15 protein-coding genes and 2 pseudogenes are annotated in these 17,614 nt (G+C 43.2%); 4 read left to right on the forward strand and 13 right to left on the reverse strand.

Translation table 11 applies throughout. From position 1 onward, the window contains the following. The first annotated feature begins 5 nt into the window (after positions 1-5). A complete protein-coding gene (locus MFP28_RS09770) occupies positions 6-1,730 on the forward strand; it encodes an ABC transporter permease/substrate binding protein (RefSeq protein WP_002907277.1) in 1,725 nt (574 codons plus the stop codon). 69 nt (positions 1,731-1,799) lie between these two features. Here MFP28_RS09770 and MFP28_RS09775 read toward each other — a convergent pair. Then, a pseudogene (locus MFP28_RS09775) lies at positions 1,800-3,245 on the reverse strand (glycoside hydrolase family 1 protein). Positions 3,246-3,350: 105 nt separating this feature from the next. Here MFP28_RS09775 and MFP28_RS09780 point away from each other — a divergent pair. Beyond that, positions 3,351-4,223, forward strand: a complete 873-nt coding sequence (locus MFP28_RS09780; RefSeq protein ID WP_002907280.1) for an AraC family transcriptional regulator — start codon at positions 3,351-3,353, stop codon at positions 4,221-4,223. 119 nt (positions 4,224-4,342) lie between these two features. On the opposite strand, the gene MFP28_RS09785 is transcribed toward MFP28_RS09780, so the two are convergent. The 11 genes and pseudogenes from MFP28_RS09785 to MFP28_RS09835 all read right to left on the reverse strand — a co-directional run bounded on the left by MFP28_RS09785 (position 4,343) and on the right by MFP28_RS09835 (position 14,788). Then, positions 4,343-5,014 carry a hypothetical protein gene (locus MFP28_RS09785; protein ID WP_002907281.1) on the reverse strand — a complete coding sequence of 224 codons (672 nt, stop codon included), beginning with the start codon at positions 5,012-5,014 and terminating at the stop codon, positions 4,343-4,345. Positions 5,015-5,103: 89 nt separating this feature from the next. Then, a complete protein-coding gene (locus tag MFP28_RS09790) occupies positions 5,104-5,304 on the reverse strand; it encodes a hypothetical protein (protein ID WP_002907282.1) in 201 nt (66 codons plus the stop codon). A 185-nt stretch (positions 5,305-5,489) separates the two neighbouring features. Next, positions 5,490-6,872 carry a CapA family protein gene (locus MFP28_RS09795; protein ID WP_002907283.1) on the reverse strand — a complete coding sequence of 461 codons (1,383 nt, stop codon included), beginning with the start codon at positions 6,870-6,872 and terminating at the stop codon, positions 5,490-5,492. A 216-nt stretch (positions 6,873-7,088) separates the two neighbouring features. Continuing rightward, on the reverse strand, positions 7,089-8,360 hold the full coding sequence (locus tag MFP28_RS09800; RefSeq protein ID WP_002907285.1) for a TRZ/ATZ family protein: 1,272 nt from the start codon (positions 8,358-8,360) through the stop codon (positions 7,089-7,091). A 139-nt stretch (positions 8,361-8,499) separates the two neighbouring features. Beyond that, positions 8,500-9,192 (reverse strand): methionine ABC transporter permease, encoded by a 693-nt coding sequence (locus MFP28_RS09805; protein ID WP_002898357.1) that lies wholly within the window; start codon positions 9,190-9,192, stop codon positions 8,500-8,502. After that, positions 9,192-10,259 (reverse strand): annotated as a pseudogene (locus MFP28_RS09810) (methionine ABC transporter ATP-binding protein). The gene MFP28_RS09805 and the pseudogene MFP28_RS09810 overlap by 1 nt, the downstream one beginning before the upstream one ends. A 247-nt stretch (positions 10,260-10,506) precedes the next feature. Continuing rightward, a complete protein-coding gene (locus MFP28_RS09815) occupies positions 10,507-11,379 on the reverse strand; it encodes a MetQ/NlpA family ABC transporter substrate-binding protein (RefSeq protein ID WP_002907288.1) in 873 nt (290 codons plus the stop codon). Positions 11,380-11,537: 158 nt separating this feature from the next. After that, positions 11,538-12,473, reverse strand: a complete 936-nt coding sequence (msrB, locus tag MFP28_RS09820; RefSeq protein ID WP_002907289.1) for a peptide-methionine (R)-S-oxide reductase MsrB — start codon at positions 12,471-12,473, stop codon at positions 11,538-11,540. Positions 12,474-12,672: 199 nt separating this feature from the next. After that, positions 12,673-13,062, reverse strand: a complete 390-nt coding sequence (locus tag MFP28_RS09825; protein ID WP_002907290.1) for a DUF1310 family protein — start codon at positions 13,060-13,062, stop codon at positions 12,673-12,675. A 220-nt stretch (positions 13,063-13,282) separates the two neighbouring features. Further along, a complete protein-coding gene (locus MFP28_RS09830) occupies positions 13,283-13,672 on the reverse strand; it encodes a DUF1310 family protein (RefSeq protein ID WP_032916089.1) in 390 nt (129 codons plus the stop codon). A gap of 177 nt (positions 13,673-13,849) precedes the next feature. Then, positions 13,850-14,788, reverse strand: a complete 939-nt coding sequence (locus MFP28_RS09835; RefSeq protein ID WP_002907292.1) for a dihydroorotate oxidase — start codon at positions 14,786-14,788, stop codon at positions 13,850-13,852. Positions 14,789-15,140: 352 nt separating this feature from the next. On the opposite strand from MFP28_RS09835, the gene gdhA reads away from it, so the two are divergent. Continuing rightward, the gene (gene gdhA / locus MFP28_RS09840; RefSeq protein ID WP_002907293.1) at positions 15,141-16,487 is read left to right on the forward strand and encodes an NADP-specific glutamate dehydrogenase; all 1,347 of its coding nucleotides are present in this window, start codon (positions 15,141-15,143) and stop codon (positions 16,485-16,487) included. Positions 16,488-16,518: 31 nt separating this feature from the next. Continuing rightward, the gene (locus MFP28_RS09845) at positions 16,519-17,004 is read left to right on the forward strand and encodes a GNAT family N-acetyltransferase (RefSeq protein WP_002907294.1); all 486 of its coding nucleotides are present in this window, start codon (positions 16,519-16,521) and stop codon (positions 17,002-17,004) included. 210 nt (positions 17,005-17,214) lie between these two features. On the opposite strand, the gene MFP28_RS09850 is transcribed toward MFP28_RS09845, so the two are convergent. Beyond that, entirely contained in the window at positions 17,215-17,583 is a 369-nt protein-coding gene (locus MFP28_RS09850; protein WP_002907295.1) for an EXLDI protein, read from the reverse strand. Between the last annotated feature and the right edge of the window lie 31 nt (positions 17,584-17,614).

The following is a 17,614-nucleotide window of genomic DNA, read 5'->3' on the forward strand; positions in this document are numbered from 1 at the left end:
GCATTTTGAATATTTTACAACAGCCAATCCCCGTTTCTCAATGGGTTGAGGCCTTTACTAACTGGGTAACAGATACCTTCTCCGGGCTTTTCTCGGTCCTTCAGGCTATCGGAAATGCCATCATGAATGGGATGACAGACACCCTGCTCTTCATTCCGCCCCTGCTCTTTATCGCAGTCATCACTATCTTTACCTATTTGATTTCCAAGCGTAAGCTGGGGCTGCCCCTGCTCACCTTCCTAGGCCTGCTCTTTGTTTACAACCAAGGCCTCTGGGAAAATCTCATGAACACTGTGACCTTGGTCATCGTCTCCAGTGCCATTTCCATTATCATCGGTATTCCACTGGGGATTTGGATGGCTAAGAGCAACCGTGTCGAAGCCGTTATCAAGCCCTTGCTAGACTTTATGCAGACCATGCCGGCCTTTGTCTACCTGATACCGGCCGTGGCCTTCTTCGGTATCGGTATGGTGCCTGGGGTCTTTGCCTCTGTCATCTTTGCCCTGCCACCGACTGTCCGCTTTACCAATCTAGCCATTCGTCAGATTCCGACCGAGCTGATTGAAGCGTCAGACTCCTTCGGGGGCACTGGCAAGCAGAAGCTCTTCAAAGTTGAGCTGCCTCTGGCTAAAAATACCATCCTAGCTGGGGTCAATCAGACCATCATGTTAGCTCTGTCTATGGTCGTTACTGCCTCTATGATTGGGGCGCCAGGACTGGGCCGCGGCGTTCTCTCTGCCTTGCAGCATGCCGACATCGGTTCCGGATTTGTCAATGGGGTGTCTCTGGTTATCCTGGCCATTATCATTGACCGCCTGACCCAGAAGCTCAACCAACCTCTGGCTAAAAAATCACCGGTCACTACTAAGGAAAAACGCAACAAGATTATGCTCTGGTCTGCTCTGGCTGCTGTTATCCTGACAGCCTTTGTCGGAAATCAAGTAACCAAGCTCCAGCAAAACAAAAAAGAAAAGGTCAACCTTGCCTATGTTGAATGGGACTCCGAAGTTGCCTCAACCAATGTCGTAGCGGAAGCTCTCAAGGAAATGGGCTACGATGTCACCATCACACCGCTGGACAATGCCGTTATGTGGAAGTCCGTTTCTAATGGCGAAGCCGATGCCATGGTTTCTGCCTGGTTGCCGACCACCCACGCTGCTCTCTATGAGGAGTACAAGGATAAGCTAGTGGACTTGGGGCCAAACCTTGAGGGCGTTAAGACAGGGCTAGTCGTACCAAGTTATATGGATGCCGACTCTATCGAAGACCTGTCAGACCAAGCCAAGAAAACCATCACAGGTATTGAGCCCGGTGCTGGTATCATGACCGCGACTGAGAAGACTATGCAAGAATACAGCAATCTCAGTGGCTGGAATCTTTCTTCTTCCTCAACTGGAGCCATGACCACTGCTCTGGATCAGGCTATTAAGAATAAAGAAGATATTATCGTAACCGGCTGGTCACCACACTGGATGTTCTCCAAATACGACCTCAAATACCTCAAGGATCCTAAGGGAACCATGGGCGGTAAGGAAGCTATCCACACTATGACTCGGAAAAATCTAGAAAAGGACTTACCAGAAGTCAATAAGGTCCTAGACAACTTCAACTGGACTCAAAAGGACATGGAAGAAGTCATGCTTAAGATTAACGAAGGCAGCTCACCAGAAGCTGCAGCCAAAGAGTGGATCAAAAACCACCAGAAAGAAGTCGAAAGCTGGAAGAAATAAAAGTATATAAAAAAGGATGAATCTTTTGATTCATCCTTTTTTTATAAGGAGCCATTTTGTTTAAGTCATTCAATCCTGATAGAGACTGTTTCCATTCGTCGCGATGACTTCTTTGTACCAGTCAAAGGACTTCTTCTTGTAACGGGCTAAACTACCGGTGCCATCATCGTTGCGGTCAACGTAGATAAAGCCATAACGTTTGCTAAGTTCTGCCGTGCTGGCTGAGACTAGATCAATACAGCCCCAAGTCGTGTAACCTAGCAATTCTACGCCATCTTCCAGCGCTTCTCCTACCTGCTGCAAGTGCTGTTTGAGATAATCAATACGGTAGTCATCTTCAACCGTAGGACCATTTGGACCATCCGCCAAGATATCCTTGGCCCCGAGACCATTTTCCACGATGAAGAGAGGGAGCTGATAGCGGTCATAAAAGCTATTCAATACCAAACGCAGGCCAACTGGGTCAATCTGCCAGCCCCATTCTGAGCTAGCCAGATGAGGATTCATAATGCCACCTAAAAGATTGCCTCGGCCGGAAGAATAATTTTCTGGATCATGAGCCGCGACCACACTCATATAGTAAGAGAAGGAAATAAAGTCTACAGTATTTTCAGCTAAAAGCTCTTTGTCACCTGGCGCAAACTGAATCTCAATCCCATTCTCCTTGAAGAAACGATTGATATAGGCTGGATATTTCCCACGCGCATGGATATCAGAGAAGAGATAGTTTTGATTTTCAAATTCCCGAGCTGCTAGCACATCTTCAGGCTTAGGTGTCATAGGATAGGCTGGCATAGCCAGGACCATACAGCCAATCTTAAAATCAGGATTAATCTCATGACCGATTTTCGTTGCCAATGCAGAAGCCACCAGCTCATGATGAACTGCTTGATAGAGGTCCTGCTTGGATAGTTCTTCAGCTGGCGTGGCAATGCCTCCGCTCATAAAAGGCGCATGGAGAACAGAGTTGATTTCATTAAAGGTCAGCCAATACTTGACCTTATCCTTGTAGCGAGTAAAAACCGTGCGGACATAGCGCTCGTAGAAGCTGATCAAATCACGGTTGGCCCAACCATTGTACTGACGAGCCAAATACAGGGGTGTTTCATAGTGAGACAGGGTAATCAGCGGCTCAATGCCATATTTGGCCAGTTCATCAAAAAGATTGTCATAGAATTGCAGACCAGCTTCATTAGGTTCCAGCTCGTCTCCGTTTGGAAAAATCCGAGACCAGGCAATGGAAGTCCGGTAGACCTTGAAGCCGATCTCTGCAAAGAGGGCAATGTCCTCCTTATAGCGATGATAGAAATCAATCCCTTACAGCTTAAGATTATCTGGTGTCGGCCCCTCGGTAATCAAAGGATTGCGATCACCTGGCTTGGCTGGCACTCCGCCTTTTGGAGTCACATCCTGAACAGACAGGCCATTTCCATCCAGATTATAGGCGCCTTCATATTGGTTGGCTGCAGTTGCACCGCCCCAGAGGAAATTCTGCGGAAATTTACCCATTTGCATTTTCTCGCTTTCGTTTTTTTTATATTTATATTATAATAGTTGTCAAACATATTTTCTAACACAATTATCTTAATAAATTGTACTATTCTATGAAAGAGTGTCCCCATGATTGATTTAGGCCAACTACATAAAAATACCGTTTTCAAAAACCAAGGAACCCCTTATTCTCTGACCCGCACCATCACTGAGAATGGTCATCCAGATATTCTTTTCCACTGGCATACCGATGTTGAACTGATTTATGTCCACGAAGGAAAAGCACAATTTCATATTGACGACGACTACTTTAACAGCGAAAAAGGTGATATTATCCTGATTCGCCCCAATGCCCTACACTCCATCCACCCCATCAACGACGAGCACCATTATATGGACGCCATTAATTTTCATCTGGATCTGATGGGCTACTCTGCCATGGATCAGGCCAGCATCAACTACCTGCAGCCCCTCTACAATGGTCAGCTGGACTTGACTCATGTGATCAAGCCCAATGATACAGCCTATGCGGAGATTCGCCAGTGCCTCTTAGCAGCTATGGAAACAGGCTATTTCCGTAAATCTCACTACGAGTTTCAGCTCAAAGCCCAACTCAACCAGCTCTTCTACCTGCTCTTTGAGAACGGCTATGTCATTTCCAAAGACCTATCACCAGAAGGCTACCGCAAGGAAGAAAAAATCCGCTCCATCATTGACTACATCAATGCCCACTACCAAGAAGACCTGAATATTGACCAACTGGCTGGCATTTGTGGCTACAGCTCCACCCATTTCATGAACTTCTTCAAGAAGCATCTGGGTGTTTCCTGCATTGAGTACCTGATCCAATTCCGCCTGCGCAAGGCAGCCGAACTCCTGCAGCACTCTAACCTCTCTGTACTGGAAATCTCCAGCCAAGCAGGCTTTAATAACCTGTCCAACTTCAACCGCCAGTTTAAAAAATACTACCAAATGACACCAAGCCAGTATCGGAAGAAATGAAGCTCTAAATAGAAAATAAAAAACGAATACCTGCTAAGCTAAGTGAACTTTGAGGTATTCGTTTTTTGTAATGCTAATATTATAAGAAGGATAGAAATAGCAACGTATTTTGTAAGATATTATTCTAGATCTCGGTCCCTGCCTTCTGAGCCATAGACTCTGTGATAGGCTTTGACATAAAAAGATATGGGTTTATCTGATTCGTTTTGGACAGTGATATCTTGATCACTGTCGCTTACACTAAAAACAAACGCTCTATTTTGGGTAAAGTTGACATCAATGCTATAGCTTTCGTTAAACTCAATACCTAAATCGGATAAAGCCTGTTCGTTTGGGATTGTTATCCCTCCATCATTTTCATTATAGTAGTGAACAGACTTTTTTTCTGCATCGTAGATATACTCATTTTCACCTATCTGCTCTCTCAAATAAGAATCGTATATTCTAATTTTCCCATCTGTTTTATCTTTAAATTTTAAAACACTGACTCCTGAACCCTGTATTAGCTCAAAATTAGGCTTTTTAATCTTTACATAAACAGCTTCGCCTGGCTTTAATTTTACTAATTGGTAAGAGCCACCATGATCTTCTCCGCCAAAATAAACAATATTCCAAATCAAAGTTCCCAAAAAGAGTAGACTAATCACTTTCCCATAAATGCTTTTGTAGAAAGGCTTCTTTATACAGATATAAACTATCCATGAAACGATAAAAACAACAAAGATAAACAAGAGTGGTAAAAAGTGAATTAAAAAGTCTATTAAAAGAAAAAGTTGTTCAAAAAAATTCATATTTCGCCTTTCTTTAATACTCGATCAATATTTAGTTTCAACAAACAAGGATAAAGCTAGTCCCTATCATTTCATTTGGATTGTTCTCCTTACGACCTCATCGTTTTTATACTAGCAAGTTCAGCAGAAGATTGAAGAGCCCCAGCCAAAAGATAGCTAGCAACAAATTGCGTCCCTGCTTTTCCTTGAAGAGATTTCTTCTCAGAAACAGACAGAAAATCAACAAGACCATGGAGCACACTAGCAACAAAAACAAGATAAACATGGGTATAAAATACAAAAGCAGCCACAAACCAAAATGCATTTCATTTTCTTTCTAATCAAATAAGTCAAAATAATAGACGAGCTCGAAAGCTGTCAGTTTCACTCATTAACAGTTCTATAATCCTTTTTAATTATAACAAAGTCCTCAATTTTAAAACAGCAAAAACCAGATTGGCAAATCCAATCTGGCTAAAAATCTTAGTCAAGTAATTTATTGCTCCGGCCAATTCAGTCCAACATGAGAATTCATTTCCTGATAGGCGGTATCAATCCGTGCTCTGGTTTCTTGATCCAGTTTGTCTCGATACTTGCCACCTTCGACAAAGTCGTCCAAAATCCAGGTTTGGTAAGTGTATAAAGGTAGACCGTCTGCCGAAGTAGTGCCCTTTTCAACTCGGCTGACCCAGCTCGGATGAGCCTGAGCACTTTTTATCTGCGTGCCCTTTGGTGTCTTTTCAATGGTAACGTCCATCAGCACTCCTCGCTCGGTCCAATGGGCATTTTCAATTTCCTCCATGGTTTCGATGCGCTGATTGGAAATGAAATTCCCCATAGAATACATGATCAGCTTCTTCTGGCCATCTTTCTCTAAAATCTCTGCCGGCTCAACCACATGTGGATGCCCTCCAAAGACGATATCTGCTCCCCAGTCAACCATTTTATGGTAAAGGGTCATCTGCTCTTCTGCCGGCTCCAGCTGGTACTCTACCCCCATCTGAGGCATAACAACCGTGATGTCCGCTTCCTTTTCTGCCCGCTCAATCTCCGCCCGCATCTTTTCTTCATCAAGATCGGACAGGCGATTATCATAATCTTCCTGACTGAGAAGCCCCTCCATACCATTGTAACCATAGGAGTAAGCCAGCAGTGCAATCTTAATGCCTTTGACTTCCTTTATCAAGAGCGGTGCTTGACTGCGGCTTTCATCCGGATAAACACCGATAGGAGTGATTCCCTCTTTTTCAAAAGCCTGAGCTGTAGTAAAAACTCCCTCCAAGCCAGAGTCTAAAATGTGGTTATGAGCCAGGTCCATCACCTGATAGCCGGCATCCTTGATTGCTGGAACTACGGCTTCCGGAGCATTAAAGAGCGGATAGCCATTTAGGGGATAGTCCGGCCGAATCGTGCCTTCAAAGTCTCCTAAGATCAAGTCTCCCTGCTGAAGCCATTCCTTAGCATAGTGGAAATTCTCAGAAAAATCGTAAGAGCCATCTTCTTTTTGAGCACTCAGATAAAGGCCGTCGTGATAAAGCAAATCCCCAGTCGCCATGATACGAACCGTTTGATTCTGTGAGGAATCTGACTGCTGCTCTTTCTTACTAGGAGATAGAAAGGTAAAATCCTGCAAATGCTCTGACAGCAGAATTAAGCCGGCTGACAGTCCAACAACTGTTAAAAGCACTCCGACAAATTGCCGATTGCTAAGCTGTTTTTGAAAGAACTTAGGACGAGGAAGCGGCAACTTCTTAATCCAATCACGCCAAGCTTGGTAGGCATCTGTCAGAAGAGTGTGCTCCGTAGCAAAACCCGATATCTTTTTCCAAAGTTCCTGAAAAGAAGTCTGAATCTTCTCCCAAAGAAATTTTTTATCCATCGCATCTCTCCGCTTTTTCTTGCTTGACAATAGCGCATCAATCTTTACTATATTGTACTATTTTTATCACCAAAAGAAAAGAAAAGCAAAAAGCAGGAGAGTGGGAGAAGCATGCTACAATCTTCAAATTGTAGCAATCTCTCCCACTCTCCTGCTTCATTTTCTATTTTTTCAATTCTAAGAGCTGATTGCCGAGCTGAAACTCGGCTTTCATTCTTACCCAAAACTTCCAACATCAACGGTCAGCACTTGGCCGTCTCGGACAACCTGTCGCCCTGCAATGTAGACATCTTGAACATCGCTGCCCTTGACTGCGTACACTAGGTGCGACAGCATATTTTCCAAAGGATAGAGATGAAGTCGTCCCTTAGGCTGAATGGCAATGAAATCAGCTTGCTTGCCCGTTTCCAGACTGCCGATTTTCTTCTCTAATCCCAGAGATTTTGCTCCTTCAATGGTCAAAGCTTTCAAGGCCTGCTCAATCGTAAACTGGGTCGCATCGCCTGCCTGCATCTTCTGAAGGAGGGCAGCTGTCCGACCTTCTTCAAACATATCCAGATTATTATTGGAAGCGACAGAGTCCGTCGCTAAGCCAACGGTCACCCCAGCAGCTAGTAAGTCGGTCACCGGAGCTACACCGGAAGCCAGCTTGAGGTTGCTGATAGGATTGTGGGCGATGCTGACTGGTGAAGCCGCTAAATCCGCAATCTCTGACGGATTCAGTTCAACTCCGTGAGCAAAAATGGCTGACCGCTCCAAGTAGCCCAGGCCTTTTAAGAAAGCCAGAGGCCGTTTGCCATAGCGCTCCAGAATGATTTTATTTTCTTCCTGTGTCTCCGCCACATGGATATGAAGCTTCAAATCCAGCTCACGCGCTAACTCAAGACTGCCCTTGAGCAGAACTTCGTCACAGGCATAAGGTGAATGTGGTGCCACCATGACCTGAAAATCTTCATCATTATAGGAGAGAATTTTCTCAATAATGGCACGAGTACGAGCCAGAGTCTCTTCTGCCGTTTCCGCGGCTGAGCTAAAGAGGGTTGGTGAGAAATAGCAGCGCATACCAGACTGCCGCACAGCCTGATAAATCCGGTCAATATCCACTCCCTGAGGATTATACATGTCGTTAAAAGTCGTTGTTCCTGACAGCATCATTTCAGCCAGAGCCAGCTGGACAGCCTGGGTCGTTAAATCCGCTGTGAACTGGCTTTCTGCTGGCCAGATATAGTCCTCCAGCCATTCATGAAGATTACTATCATCACTAATCCCGCGCAGCAAAGTCATGGCAGAGTGAGTATGACAGTTGACCAGCCCTGGCATGATCCAAGCACCTTCATAATCCACTGTTTCACTGCATTTCCCTAACCAGGCTTGATCATAGGGACCGCAATAGGCAATGCGGTCATCCTCAACCACTAGCAGCCCTTCCCGGTAAACATGAAATGCGCTGTCACAGGTCACCAGATTGACATTTGTATAAGCTTTCATACGCCCTATCCTCACTTTCCCAACACTTGCTTTCAAGAGATTTTAGCTATTATAACAAGCCTAATCTAATTGCGCAAGTCTTTTTTGAAAATTGTACTAGTAAAAAAAGAGCCCCAGCTGAGGCCCTAGGTGTCAATCATTATCTATGACTAATCTTCCGCGTCAGGAAATCACCAACAAACTGAATAAAGAAGATGAGCAGCAAAATAAGAATGGTCGCAAGAATAGTCACATCATGGTTGAAACGCTGATAACCATAAGTCAGGGCAACATTTCCCAGTCCACCAGCTCCAATCGCTCCGGCCATAGCGGTCTCACCAACCAGAGAGATCAGCGTAACAGTCGTCACCCGAATCAAGTCCGGCAGACCTTCCCGCAGGTAAACACCGACAATGTCCCAGAAAGTTGCTCCACTAGCCTGCGCCGCCTCAATGACTCCTCGGTCTAATTCGGATAAGACCACCTGAACCTGACGGGCAAAGAAAGGAAAAACAGCCAGTGAAAGAGGCACCAAGGCCGCAGTCGGTCCAATCCCAGTTCCCACTATAATCCGAGTAAAAGGATTGATAAGGGCTAGGAGAATAATGAAAGGAATCGCCCGGAAGATAGAGGTAACCTTGTCCAAGACGAAAAATACAAGTCTATTTTCCAAAATACCTCTCGGCCCTGTCAAGACGAGCAAGAGACCAGCGATAAAGCCTAGAATCCCTCCGATAAAGAAAGGAATGATAGTCATATACAGAGTCAGGTAAATAGCTGTTCCCCAGCCAGCCTGACCGGACCAGCCCATTCTATAAACATTGGGCATAAATTGTTGAATCAGCTGTAGCATTAGTTACTCCTTTCTTTCAGAACATGCAGCTCTACTCCTGCTTCGCGCAGACTTTCCTGCACCGCCGCCAGTTGCTTGGTCTCTCCAGATAAGATAACGACCATTTCTCCGACCGGTACATGATCTAAAATCTCAATATTGGCGTGAAGAATATTGGCAGATATTTGATACTGCTTGTAAATGTCGTTTATAATGGCTGTGTCCGTTACCACACCTGAGTATTTCAGGTGGGCCAGAATGGAATTTTCCGGCAGGTTTTGCACAATCTTTTGCTGGTTGATTTTGATCATAGCCTCATTGATACCGGTTGCGGTCGTAATGAAATCTTGGGTCAGCTCATTCTTGGGATTAGAGAAAATATCCAGAACTGAGCCTTCCTCAATCAGCCGACCATTTTGCATAACCGCTACCCGGTTGGCAATGTCTTTGACAATCTGCATTTCGTGGGTAATGAGGACAATAGTCAGACCCAATTTTTGATTCAAATCCTGCAATAAAGCCAGAATCTGCTTGGTCGTCTTAGGATCCAGAGCAGATGTAGACTCGTCCGAGATTAGGATTTTGGGATCATTGGCCAAGGCCCGTGCAATGGCAACCCGCTGCTTCTGACCGCCAGACAGCTGGGCAGGATAATTGTCCGCCCGATCCGCTAAGCCTACCAAGTCTAAAAGCGTATGAACTTTCTTCTCTTTTTCAGCAGCTGATAAAGGTGAATGCTTGAGCGCAAAGGCAACATTTTCCTTGGCTGTCATCTGAGCCATGAGGTTAAAATGCTGGAAAATCATCCCAATATCCTTACGCTTTTGGCGCAGCTGAGCTGCAGTAAGCTGAACCTGATGATGATCATAGAAAACCGTATCATCCACCGTAATCTTACCGGCAGACGGCACCTACAGCAAGTTAATGACACGGACCAGAGTAGATTTCCCGGCACCAGAATAGCCTACAATTCCATAAATATCTCCCTGATTAATATGAATGGTCACATCTTCTACGGCCCTAATGTCTTGCTTTTTTTGATTAAAAACGACATCAATGTGATCCAATTTGATAATTTCTTTGCCCATAATTTCCGATTCACTCCTTGATTTGTCCAATATGAGATTTAGCCACTATAGTCTCTTAGTTTGATTTCGCCTGTCGCTTGACTAGGGAAATGTAAAATCATAAGCTACAATCTATACCGACCTAGCTCAAAGCTAGATAATGATCAAACTAAATGACCATAATAGCAGATAAAGGGCTGGAGAAGCTAATCTCCGCCCTTCTTAATCATTTCATTTATTCAATACAATGACCTTCTGCTGATAAAAATTACCAAACTGGCTGATCCATACCATCTGATGATTCTTCGATAACTTTTTTCACTTCATCAGTGTGGTAAGCCTTGATAATTTTTTCAATCGCGTCAGCCTTGTCTGATTTCTTCCAATCTGGTTTCGCTGCAATCAGGTTATACCATTGTTTTGAGTTCTCATTGGCTTCTTCTTTGAAGAGGGCCTTCTTGTAGTCAATACCTGCTTCGCGGACGAAAGTATTATTGACAACTGCAGCATCTGCTGAAGTCAGAGAAGCTGGAGTTTGAGAAGCATCCAACTCAGAAATTGTCAGATTCTTCTTGTTTTCTTTGATGTTGGCAACAGTCGCAAGCTCGTTACCTTTAACATCAAGCTTGATTAAGCCAGCTGATTCGAGAAGATAAAGAGCACGGCTCTCATTTGTCGCATCATTTGGAACAGCAATTGTTCCATTTTCTGGGATGTCTTTCACATCTGTATATTTATTTTTGCCGTCCTTTGTACCAGAGTAGAGACGAATCGGTGCGATATAAGTATCCGCAACAGACACAAGGTCTGCTCCCTTCTCTTTGTTCCAGTTTTCAAGGAAATTATAATGTTGGAAGGCATTGATGTCCACATCACCATCAAGTAAAGCTTGGTTAGGCTGAGAGTAGTCGGTAAACTGCGTATATTCTAATTTAACGCCTGCATTTTCTTTGTCAAGAATCTCTTGAACTTTGTTCCAGCGCGCTTCTTCTGTATCACTCAGGCTCATCACTCCAACCTTAACGGTTACAGGTCCGTCTGCAGACTTGCTCTCCTTACTAGAAGAGCCTCCACAAGCTGCCAAACCCAAGGCTGCAAGACCTACTAAGCCTACTGAAAAAATTTTTTTCAAATTCATCATTTATTCTCCTTTGATGGATAAAATTCTAAATCTTCTATTTTATAAGATTACTTCTCATTTTACCATGTTAAAGAAGACTTGGCTTATATAAATAATTTATCGCCGTGATAAAAAATTTATATGACTGATTGAAGCATTTGAGTTGATTTTATGCCCTTTTACTGCATGAAGGTCAGCAGATAGCCATATCCTTCTGCTTCCATTTTCTCTTTTGGGATAAATCGCAGAGCTGCTGAGTTGATACAGTAACGTAGGCCGCCTGCTGCTTCTGGACCGTCTGTGAAGACATGCCCCAGATGGGCATTACCAGAACGGCTGCGCACTTCAATCCGCTCCATGCCATGACTCTTGTCTTCATAGTATTTTAGAACATCTTTGGCAATCGGCCGGCTAAAGCTAGGCCAGCCGCAGCCAGACTCAAACTTGTCTCCAGCAAAAAAGAGGGGCTCACCAGTCGTCACATCAACATAAATTCCTTCTTCAAAAGTAGCATTGTAGGCATTATGGAAAGGACGCTCTGTCGCACTGTTCTGGGTCACCTGGTACTGCTCTTCCGTCAGCTGCTCTTTTAGTTCCGCATCTGTAGGCTTCTCGTATTGGCCAGGATCGACCAAGGGATGATAGGCATCATTGACATTGATATGACAGTAGCCACCAGGATTTTTCTTGAGATAATCCTGATGATAGTCCTCAGCTAGGACATAGTGGCGCAAAGGCTCTAGCTCAACAGCAATATTTCGGCCCAGCTGCTTTTCCTGCTCAGCAAAGACCTGCTCAATGACTGTCTTATCGGCTTGATTGGTATAGTAAACGCCCGTCCGATACTGACGGCCAACATCATTTCCCTGCTTATTGACCGACAGAGGATCAATAACTCGGAAATAATAGAGCAGGAGTTCTCGCAGGCTGACCCGCTCTTCATCATAGATTAGATGAACCGTTTCTGCATGGTCCGTCTGGTGAATCAGCTGGTAGTTGGTTGATTCCACCTGTCCATTGGCGTATCCTACTGTCGTTTCCTCAACCCCCTCAATGCGGGAAAAGTACTCTTCCAATCCCCAGAAGCATCCTCCTGCTAAATAAATTTCTGACATAAAAACACCTCATTTCTTTGCGTCTATTTTCTCATAAAAGGAGTCGAAATTATAGCAATTTGATTTGAACTTTCTTCAAATTGATATGAAAAAGCTGGGTTTCAATCAACATCAACCCAGAAATGTCCATCAATTTCAGTGTCAACATATTGTTGTTTAGCAATATTTAGTCTTTGTTTATCAGTAGAATACACCATAATCATTCACCCTTTAGTAAATCACTTAGTTTTTTTGATACAACACTACCACCAATTTCTAATTTTTTTGATACATAATCTTCATTGATAGTATCTTTAATATACAAATCTTTGTCATTGTTAATATATGTAGTAATCACAATACCACCCATTGGATGAAATTCTGCGGAATTATAATCAATTTTATATGACTTTATAATACCCGTTTCAGTTAAATACTGACTATCTAAATTCTTTATCCCTTCTTCAATTAATTGTTTTACTTCTTCACTTCTTACAACTTTAAGCATCTCTTCCCTTTTCTTATCTTCTTGCGTTTGCTTATTCATACTACAACCTCCCTTAAAAATAATAATTCCAAAAACTCCCAAAATAGATAGTAATTTCTTCATTTCTACATATCCTTCTTTACCTCATTTATACTACAAAATGATTTAATAGGACACCATTCTACATTGAAACAAAATTCTAGCATAATATCATGTGTGTTTGCTCACCGACAACTGGCCTCACTTTTTTAGCTATATCGATCTTTTACTTCACTATTAAGAGAATTATCATCATCCTCAGTCACAACTGTCTGAAGATTTTATTCATTCACATATTTTTTGCTCATTTAACGTTTTCCTTTAACAAAGCTGATAATTTAGGTGATACGGTATATCCATATGTTTCATAGTCTCCATTGTCTTTTTTTATCAATCCAAAATGAAAGTCCAACTCTTTATTGTTATTAAAATACAATCGAACCATCAGTCCCCCCGTCGGATTATATTCTAACGTCTCAGTATCAATTTCATAAGATTGAATAACTCCTTCTCTTGTTAAAGCATTAGGATCATTCGCTTTCATATGTTCTTCATAAACCTTTCTTGCTTCTTTACTAGTCGCAATGCGTATCATCTCTTGTTTCTTCTGGTGTTGGTGCATACTAAATCCTATGATAACCAGTCCCATAAGCACTAAAATACTGAGTACACTCCATAAGAATGTTCTATTCATCATAATTTCCTCTTCAAATATCTTATCAATTTATTTTACTCATAGTATAACACAGTTTTAGGTTATCATTTAAAAGGTGGAGGTTAGTAGTCCCCAGATATTTCCAGTGCTCTAAAAAAGATTGAAGAAAGTCTTCAAATATGGAGCTTTCTTCAATCTTAGACAGTCGTATTTTAATTACCCCTCAATATACTTCAATTTTCCTCGGAAATCTTCCAGACTTTCATAGCCTTTTTCTTCCATAATATCCTTGAGTTCTGTGGTAATGCGCTCGAAAGCTGCTACTCCTTCTTTATGAAGGGTTGTTCCTACCTGCACCATACTGGCACCACAGAGGATATGCTCAAAGGCATCACGCCCCGTCAGAACACCACCAGTTCCGATGATTTGGATTTCCGGTTTAAGGCGTTGGTAAAAAGCATGGACATTGGCTAGGGCGGTCGGCTTGATATACTGACCTCCGATACCTCCAAAACCATTTTTCGGACGAATGACCACTGACTCATCTTCTATATAAAGACCGTTTCCGATTGAGTTTACACAATTGACAAACTTGAGCGGATATTTGTTAAAAATCACAGCAGCCTGATCAAAATGCACGATATCAAAATAAGGAGGCAGCTTAATGCCTAGGGGCTTTTTGAAATAAGCAAAAACCTCTGACAAAATCTTTTCTGTCGTTTCAAAGTCATAGGCAATCTGCGGCTTGCCAGGGACATTGGGACAGGAAAGATTGAGCTCAGTAATGCCTTTAAAGTCACTTGCCTGAACTTTCTTAAGAATGGTGTGGGTTTCTTCTGGCGACATACCGACTAAAGAGAGGAAGAAGGTACGATTCGATTCGCTTTTCTGGAGTTCCAGCAGGTAGTCAAGATAGTAGTCCAAACCATTGTTGGGCAGGCCCATGGAGTTGATAGACCCCAGCGGAACATCCTGATAGCGCGGTTCTGGGTTTCCCTGACGAAATTCCAGCGTCGCTGTCTTGGTCACAAATGTTCCCGCAGCAGAATCTTTGACTTCTGCCAGTTCCTCTTTTGTCATGCAGGCAACCCCAGCTGCATTCATCAGGCAGTTGTCAAATGCAAAACCAGCAATCTGTGTAGATGTCGAAACCATAGTAAAACGCTCCTTTTTCTTCTGAAGGCGAGTGCCTTTAGCTCATTTCCCCTATTATATCACCAAAGCCTGCTTTTTCGTTTTTTAAACCAGCAATTCCTGACTAACGTTCGGAAAACATCCAGTTCGCTCAGCTATTTTCTGGAATATTTCAGAAAACAAATTGTGGAAATTTTTAGAAAATTCAACTTTTTTCTTTACAAGAGAAAAAAAGTCTGCTATAATGTTCCATGTAATAAAATATGACATCTAAAAGATGCCTATTTTAAAAAATTAAACACATCCTCGTCACACAAGCTGCAAGCAGCTTTTGACAGGATGGTTTACTATTTTATTTAAAGGAGAATGACAGATGAAAACTGCTAAAGAATATATCCAAAGCACTTTCGAGACCGTAAAAGCCCGCAACGGACACGAGGCAGAATTCCTCCAAGCTGTTGAAGAGTTTCTCAATACTCTGGAGCCCGTTTTCGAAAAACACCCAGAATACATTGAAGAAAACATCCTAGCGCGTATTACTGAGCCTGAGCGCGTTATCAGCTTCCGTGTTCCTTGGGTAGACCGCGAAGGTAACGTACAAGTCAACCGCGGTTACCGCGTGCAATTTAACTCAGCAGTTGGTCCTTATAAAGGCGGACTTCGTTTCCACCCAACTGTAAACCAAGGTATCTTAAAATTCCTCGGATTTGAGCAAATCTTTAAAAATGTATTGACTGGCCTGCCAATCGGCGGTGGTAAAGGTGGATCTGACTTTGATCCCAAAGGTAAGACTGATGCTGAAGTGATGCGCTTCTGCCAAAGCTTTATGACAGAATTGCAAAAACACATAGGCCCATCTCTTGACGTTCCAGCTGGTGATATCGGTGTCGGCGGACGTGAAATCGGCTACCTCTATGGCCAATACAAACGCCTTAACCAATTCGATGCTGGTGTCTTGACTGGTAAACCCCTTGGATTTGGTGGCAGCTTGATTCGTCCAGAAGCAACTGGCTACGGCTTGGTTTACTACACCGAAGAAATGCTCAAGGCTAACGGCCAAAGCTTTGCTGGCAAGAAGGTGGTTATTTCTGGTTCTGGTAACGTAGCCCAATACGCTCTTCAAAAAGCAACTGAGCTTGGTGCAACTGTTATCTCTGTATCTGACTCAAACGGTTATGTTATCGATGAAAACGGTATTGACTTTGATCTTTTGGTTGATGTCAAAGAAAAACGCCGCGCTCGCTTGACAGAATATGCTGCTGAAAAAGCAACTGCTACTTACCATGAAGGTTCTGTATGGACTTACGCTGAGAAATATGACATCGCTCTGCCATGTGCGACTCAAAATGAAATCAATGGTGACGCAGCTAAACGTTTGGTTGCTCAGGGCGTTATCTGTGTATCTGAAGGTGCCAACATGCCGAGCGACCTGGATGCTATCGCAGTTTACAAAGAGAATGGTATCTTCTACGGACCTGCCAAAGCTGCCAATGCTGGTGGTGTAGCTGTATCTGCTCTGGAAATGAGCCAAAACAGTCTTCGTCTGTCATGGACTCGCGAAGAAGTTGACAGACGTCTCAAGGACATCATGATAAACATCTTCAACACAGCTAAAACTACCGCTGAAACTTACGGACTTGGCAAAGACTACCTGGCTGGTGCTAACATTGCTGCTTTCGAAAACGTGGCCAACGCTATGATTGCTCAAGGTATTGTTTAACTAGTCTATACATCCTATCGGAGGACAAATCATGAACTTACGGCCAATGGAAGTGAGAGACAATCCTGCTGTAGCGCAGCTCATTCGAGCCAGCCTAGAAGAATTCGGGCTTGACAAACCAGGAACTGTCTACTTTGATTCTCATCTAGATCATTTGGCCGACTATTATCAACAGCAAGAGAGAGCAGCTTACTTTGTTTTGGAAGACGAAGGCCAGCTCGTCGGCTGTGGCGGCTTTGCACCTGTGTCTGATAAGATTGCTGAATTACAAAAACTGTATGTCACTAAAAACTGTCGTGGCAAAGGTTATTCCAGCCAGTTGATAAAGCGGATATTCCAGGAAGCCCGCCTAGCAGGTTATGAACAGCTTTATCTAGAAACCACTACTGAACTGGCTACAGCCGTGGCCGTCTATCAACACTATGGTTTTACATCACTGCAACAACCACTTTCTAACGCTGCCGGACACCCAGCTATGAGTATCTGGATGATAAAATCTCTCTTATCAGATGAATAGATGTCAGTATACTCTGACCGTCTCAAGACATCATGACCAACACCCTCAACACAGCTGAAATTACGGACTTGGCAAAGACTACCTGGCTAGTGCTAATATCCCTGTCTTCGAAAACGTGGCAGATGCCATAATTGCGCCGCAAGGTGTGGTATAAGCACTATCAAACTAAAATTCTAAGAAATCCGACTGCTTATCAAAGCAGCCGGATTTTTATATATCTAATTTTTCAAAAAATTTGCCTGCTGCCTGCTTTTCTTTTAGCTTCTCCAGCAGCTCATTCTCCAGGACAGGACTTAGTTCGTCAAAATCTTGGTAAACCTTAAAAACAGTCTCTCTGTCCAACTGGCCATAAGCTAGTTCATAATAATCCTTCTTAGGATGCCAGTTCTGGTCATAGTTGACATCTATCCGTTGATAGTAAACAATGTTTTGCTTCGGTGTCAGGTAAATCTTCTGCGTCAGAATGCTTTTCTGATCTTTGGACAGCTTGCTACGGCTGAAAATTTTGACACCTTGAAAAATCTTACGCTCATGGATACCTTGATTTGTGACTTTTAATTCAATTCTTTTATAATGCATACTGATACCTCCAGAAATCACCTACATTATA

The sequence above is a fragment of the Streptococcus sanguinis genome (genome assembly GCF_050234405.1).
Classification (GTDB): Bacteria; Bacillota; Bacilli; order Lactobacillales; family Streptococcaceae; genus Streptococcus; species Streptococcus sanguinis_W.

What these genes read in the sequence shown, in the direction of transcription:
- MFP28_RS09780 (WP_002907280.1), top strand. Translation starts at nt 3,351, where the DNA reads ATGATTGATTTAGGCCAACTACATAAAAATACCGTTTTCAAAAACCAA.
- MFP28_RS09785 (WP_002907281.1), bottom strand. Translation starts at nt 5,014, where the DNA reads ATGAATTTTTTTGAACAACTTTTTCTTTTAATAGACTTTTTAATTCAC.
- MFP28_RS09795 (WP_002907283.1), bottom strand. Translation starts at nt 6,872, where the DNA reads ATGGATAAAAAATTTCTTTGGGAGAAGATTCAGACTTCTTTTCAGGAA.
- MFP28_RS09800 (WP_002907285.1), bottom strand. Translation starts at nt 8,360, where the DNA reads ATGAAAGCTTATACAAATGTCAATCTGGTGACCTGTGACAGCGCATTT.
- MFP28_RS09805 (WP_002898357.1), bottom strand. Translation starts at nt 9,192, where the DNA reads ATGCTACAGCTGATTCAACAATTTATGCCCAATGTTTATAGAATGGGC.
- MFP28_RS09815 (WP_002907288.1), bottom strand. Translation starts at nt 11,379, where the DNA reads ATGATGAATTTGAAAAAAATTTTTTCAGTAGGCTTAGTAGGTCTTGCA.
- msrB (WP_002907289.1), bottom strand. Translation starts at nt 12,473, where the DNA reads ATGTCAGAAATTTATTTAGCAGGAGGATGCTTCTGGGGATTGGAAGAG.
- MFP28_RS09825 (WP_002907290.1), bottom strand. Translation starts at nt 13,062, where the DNA reads ATGAAGAAATTACTATCTATTTTGGGAGTTTTTGGAATTATTATTTTT.
- MFP28_RS09830 (WP_032916089.1), bottom strand. Translation starts at nt 13,672, where the DNA reads ATGAATAGAACATTCTTATGGAGTGTACTCAGTATTTTAGTGCTTATG.
- MFP28_RS09835 (WP_002907292.1), bottom strand. Translation starts at nt 14,788, where the DNA reads ATGGTTTCGACATCTACACAGATTGCTGGTTTTGCATTTGACAACTGC.
- gdhA (WP_002907293.1), top strand. Translation starts at nt 15,141, where the DNA reads ATGAAAACTGCTAAAGAATATATCCAAAGCACTTTCGAGACCGTAAAA.
- MFP28_RS09845 (WP_002907294.1), top strand. Translation starts at nt 16,519, where the DNA reads ATGAACTTACGGCCAATGGAAGTGAGAGACAATCCTGCTGTAGCGCAG.
- MFP28_RS09850 (WP_002907295.1), bottom strand. Translation starts at nt 17,583, where the DNA reads ATGCATTATAAAAGAATTGAATTAAAAGTCACAAATCAAGGTATCCAT.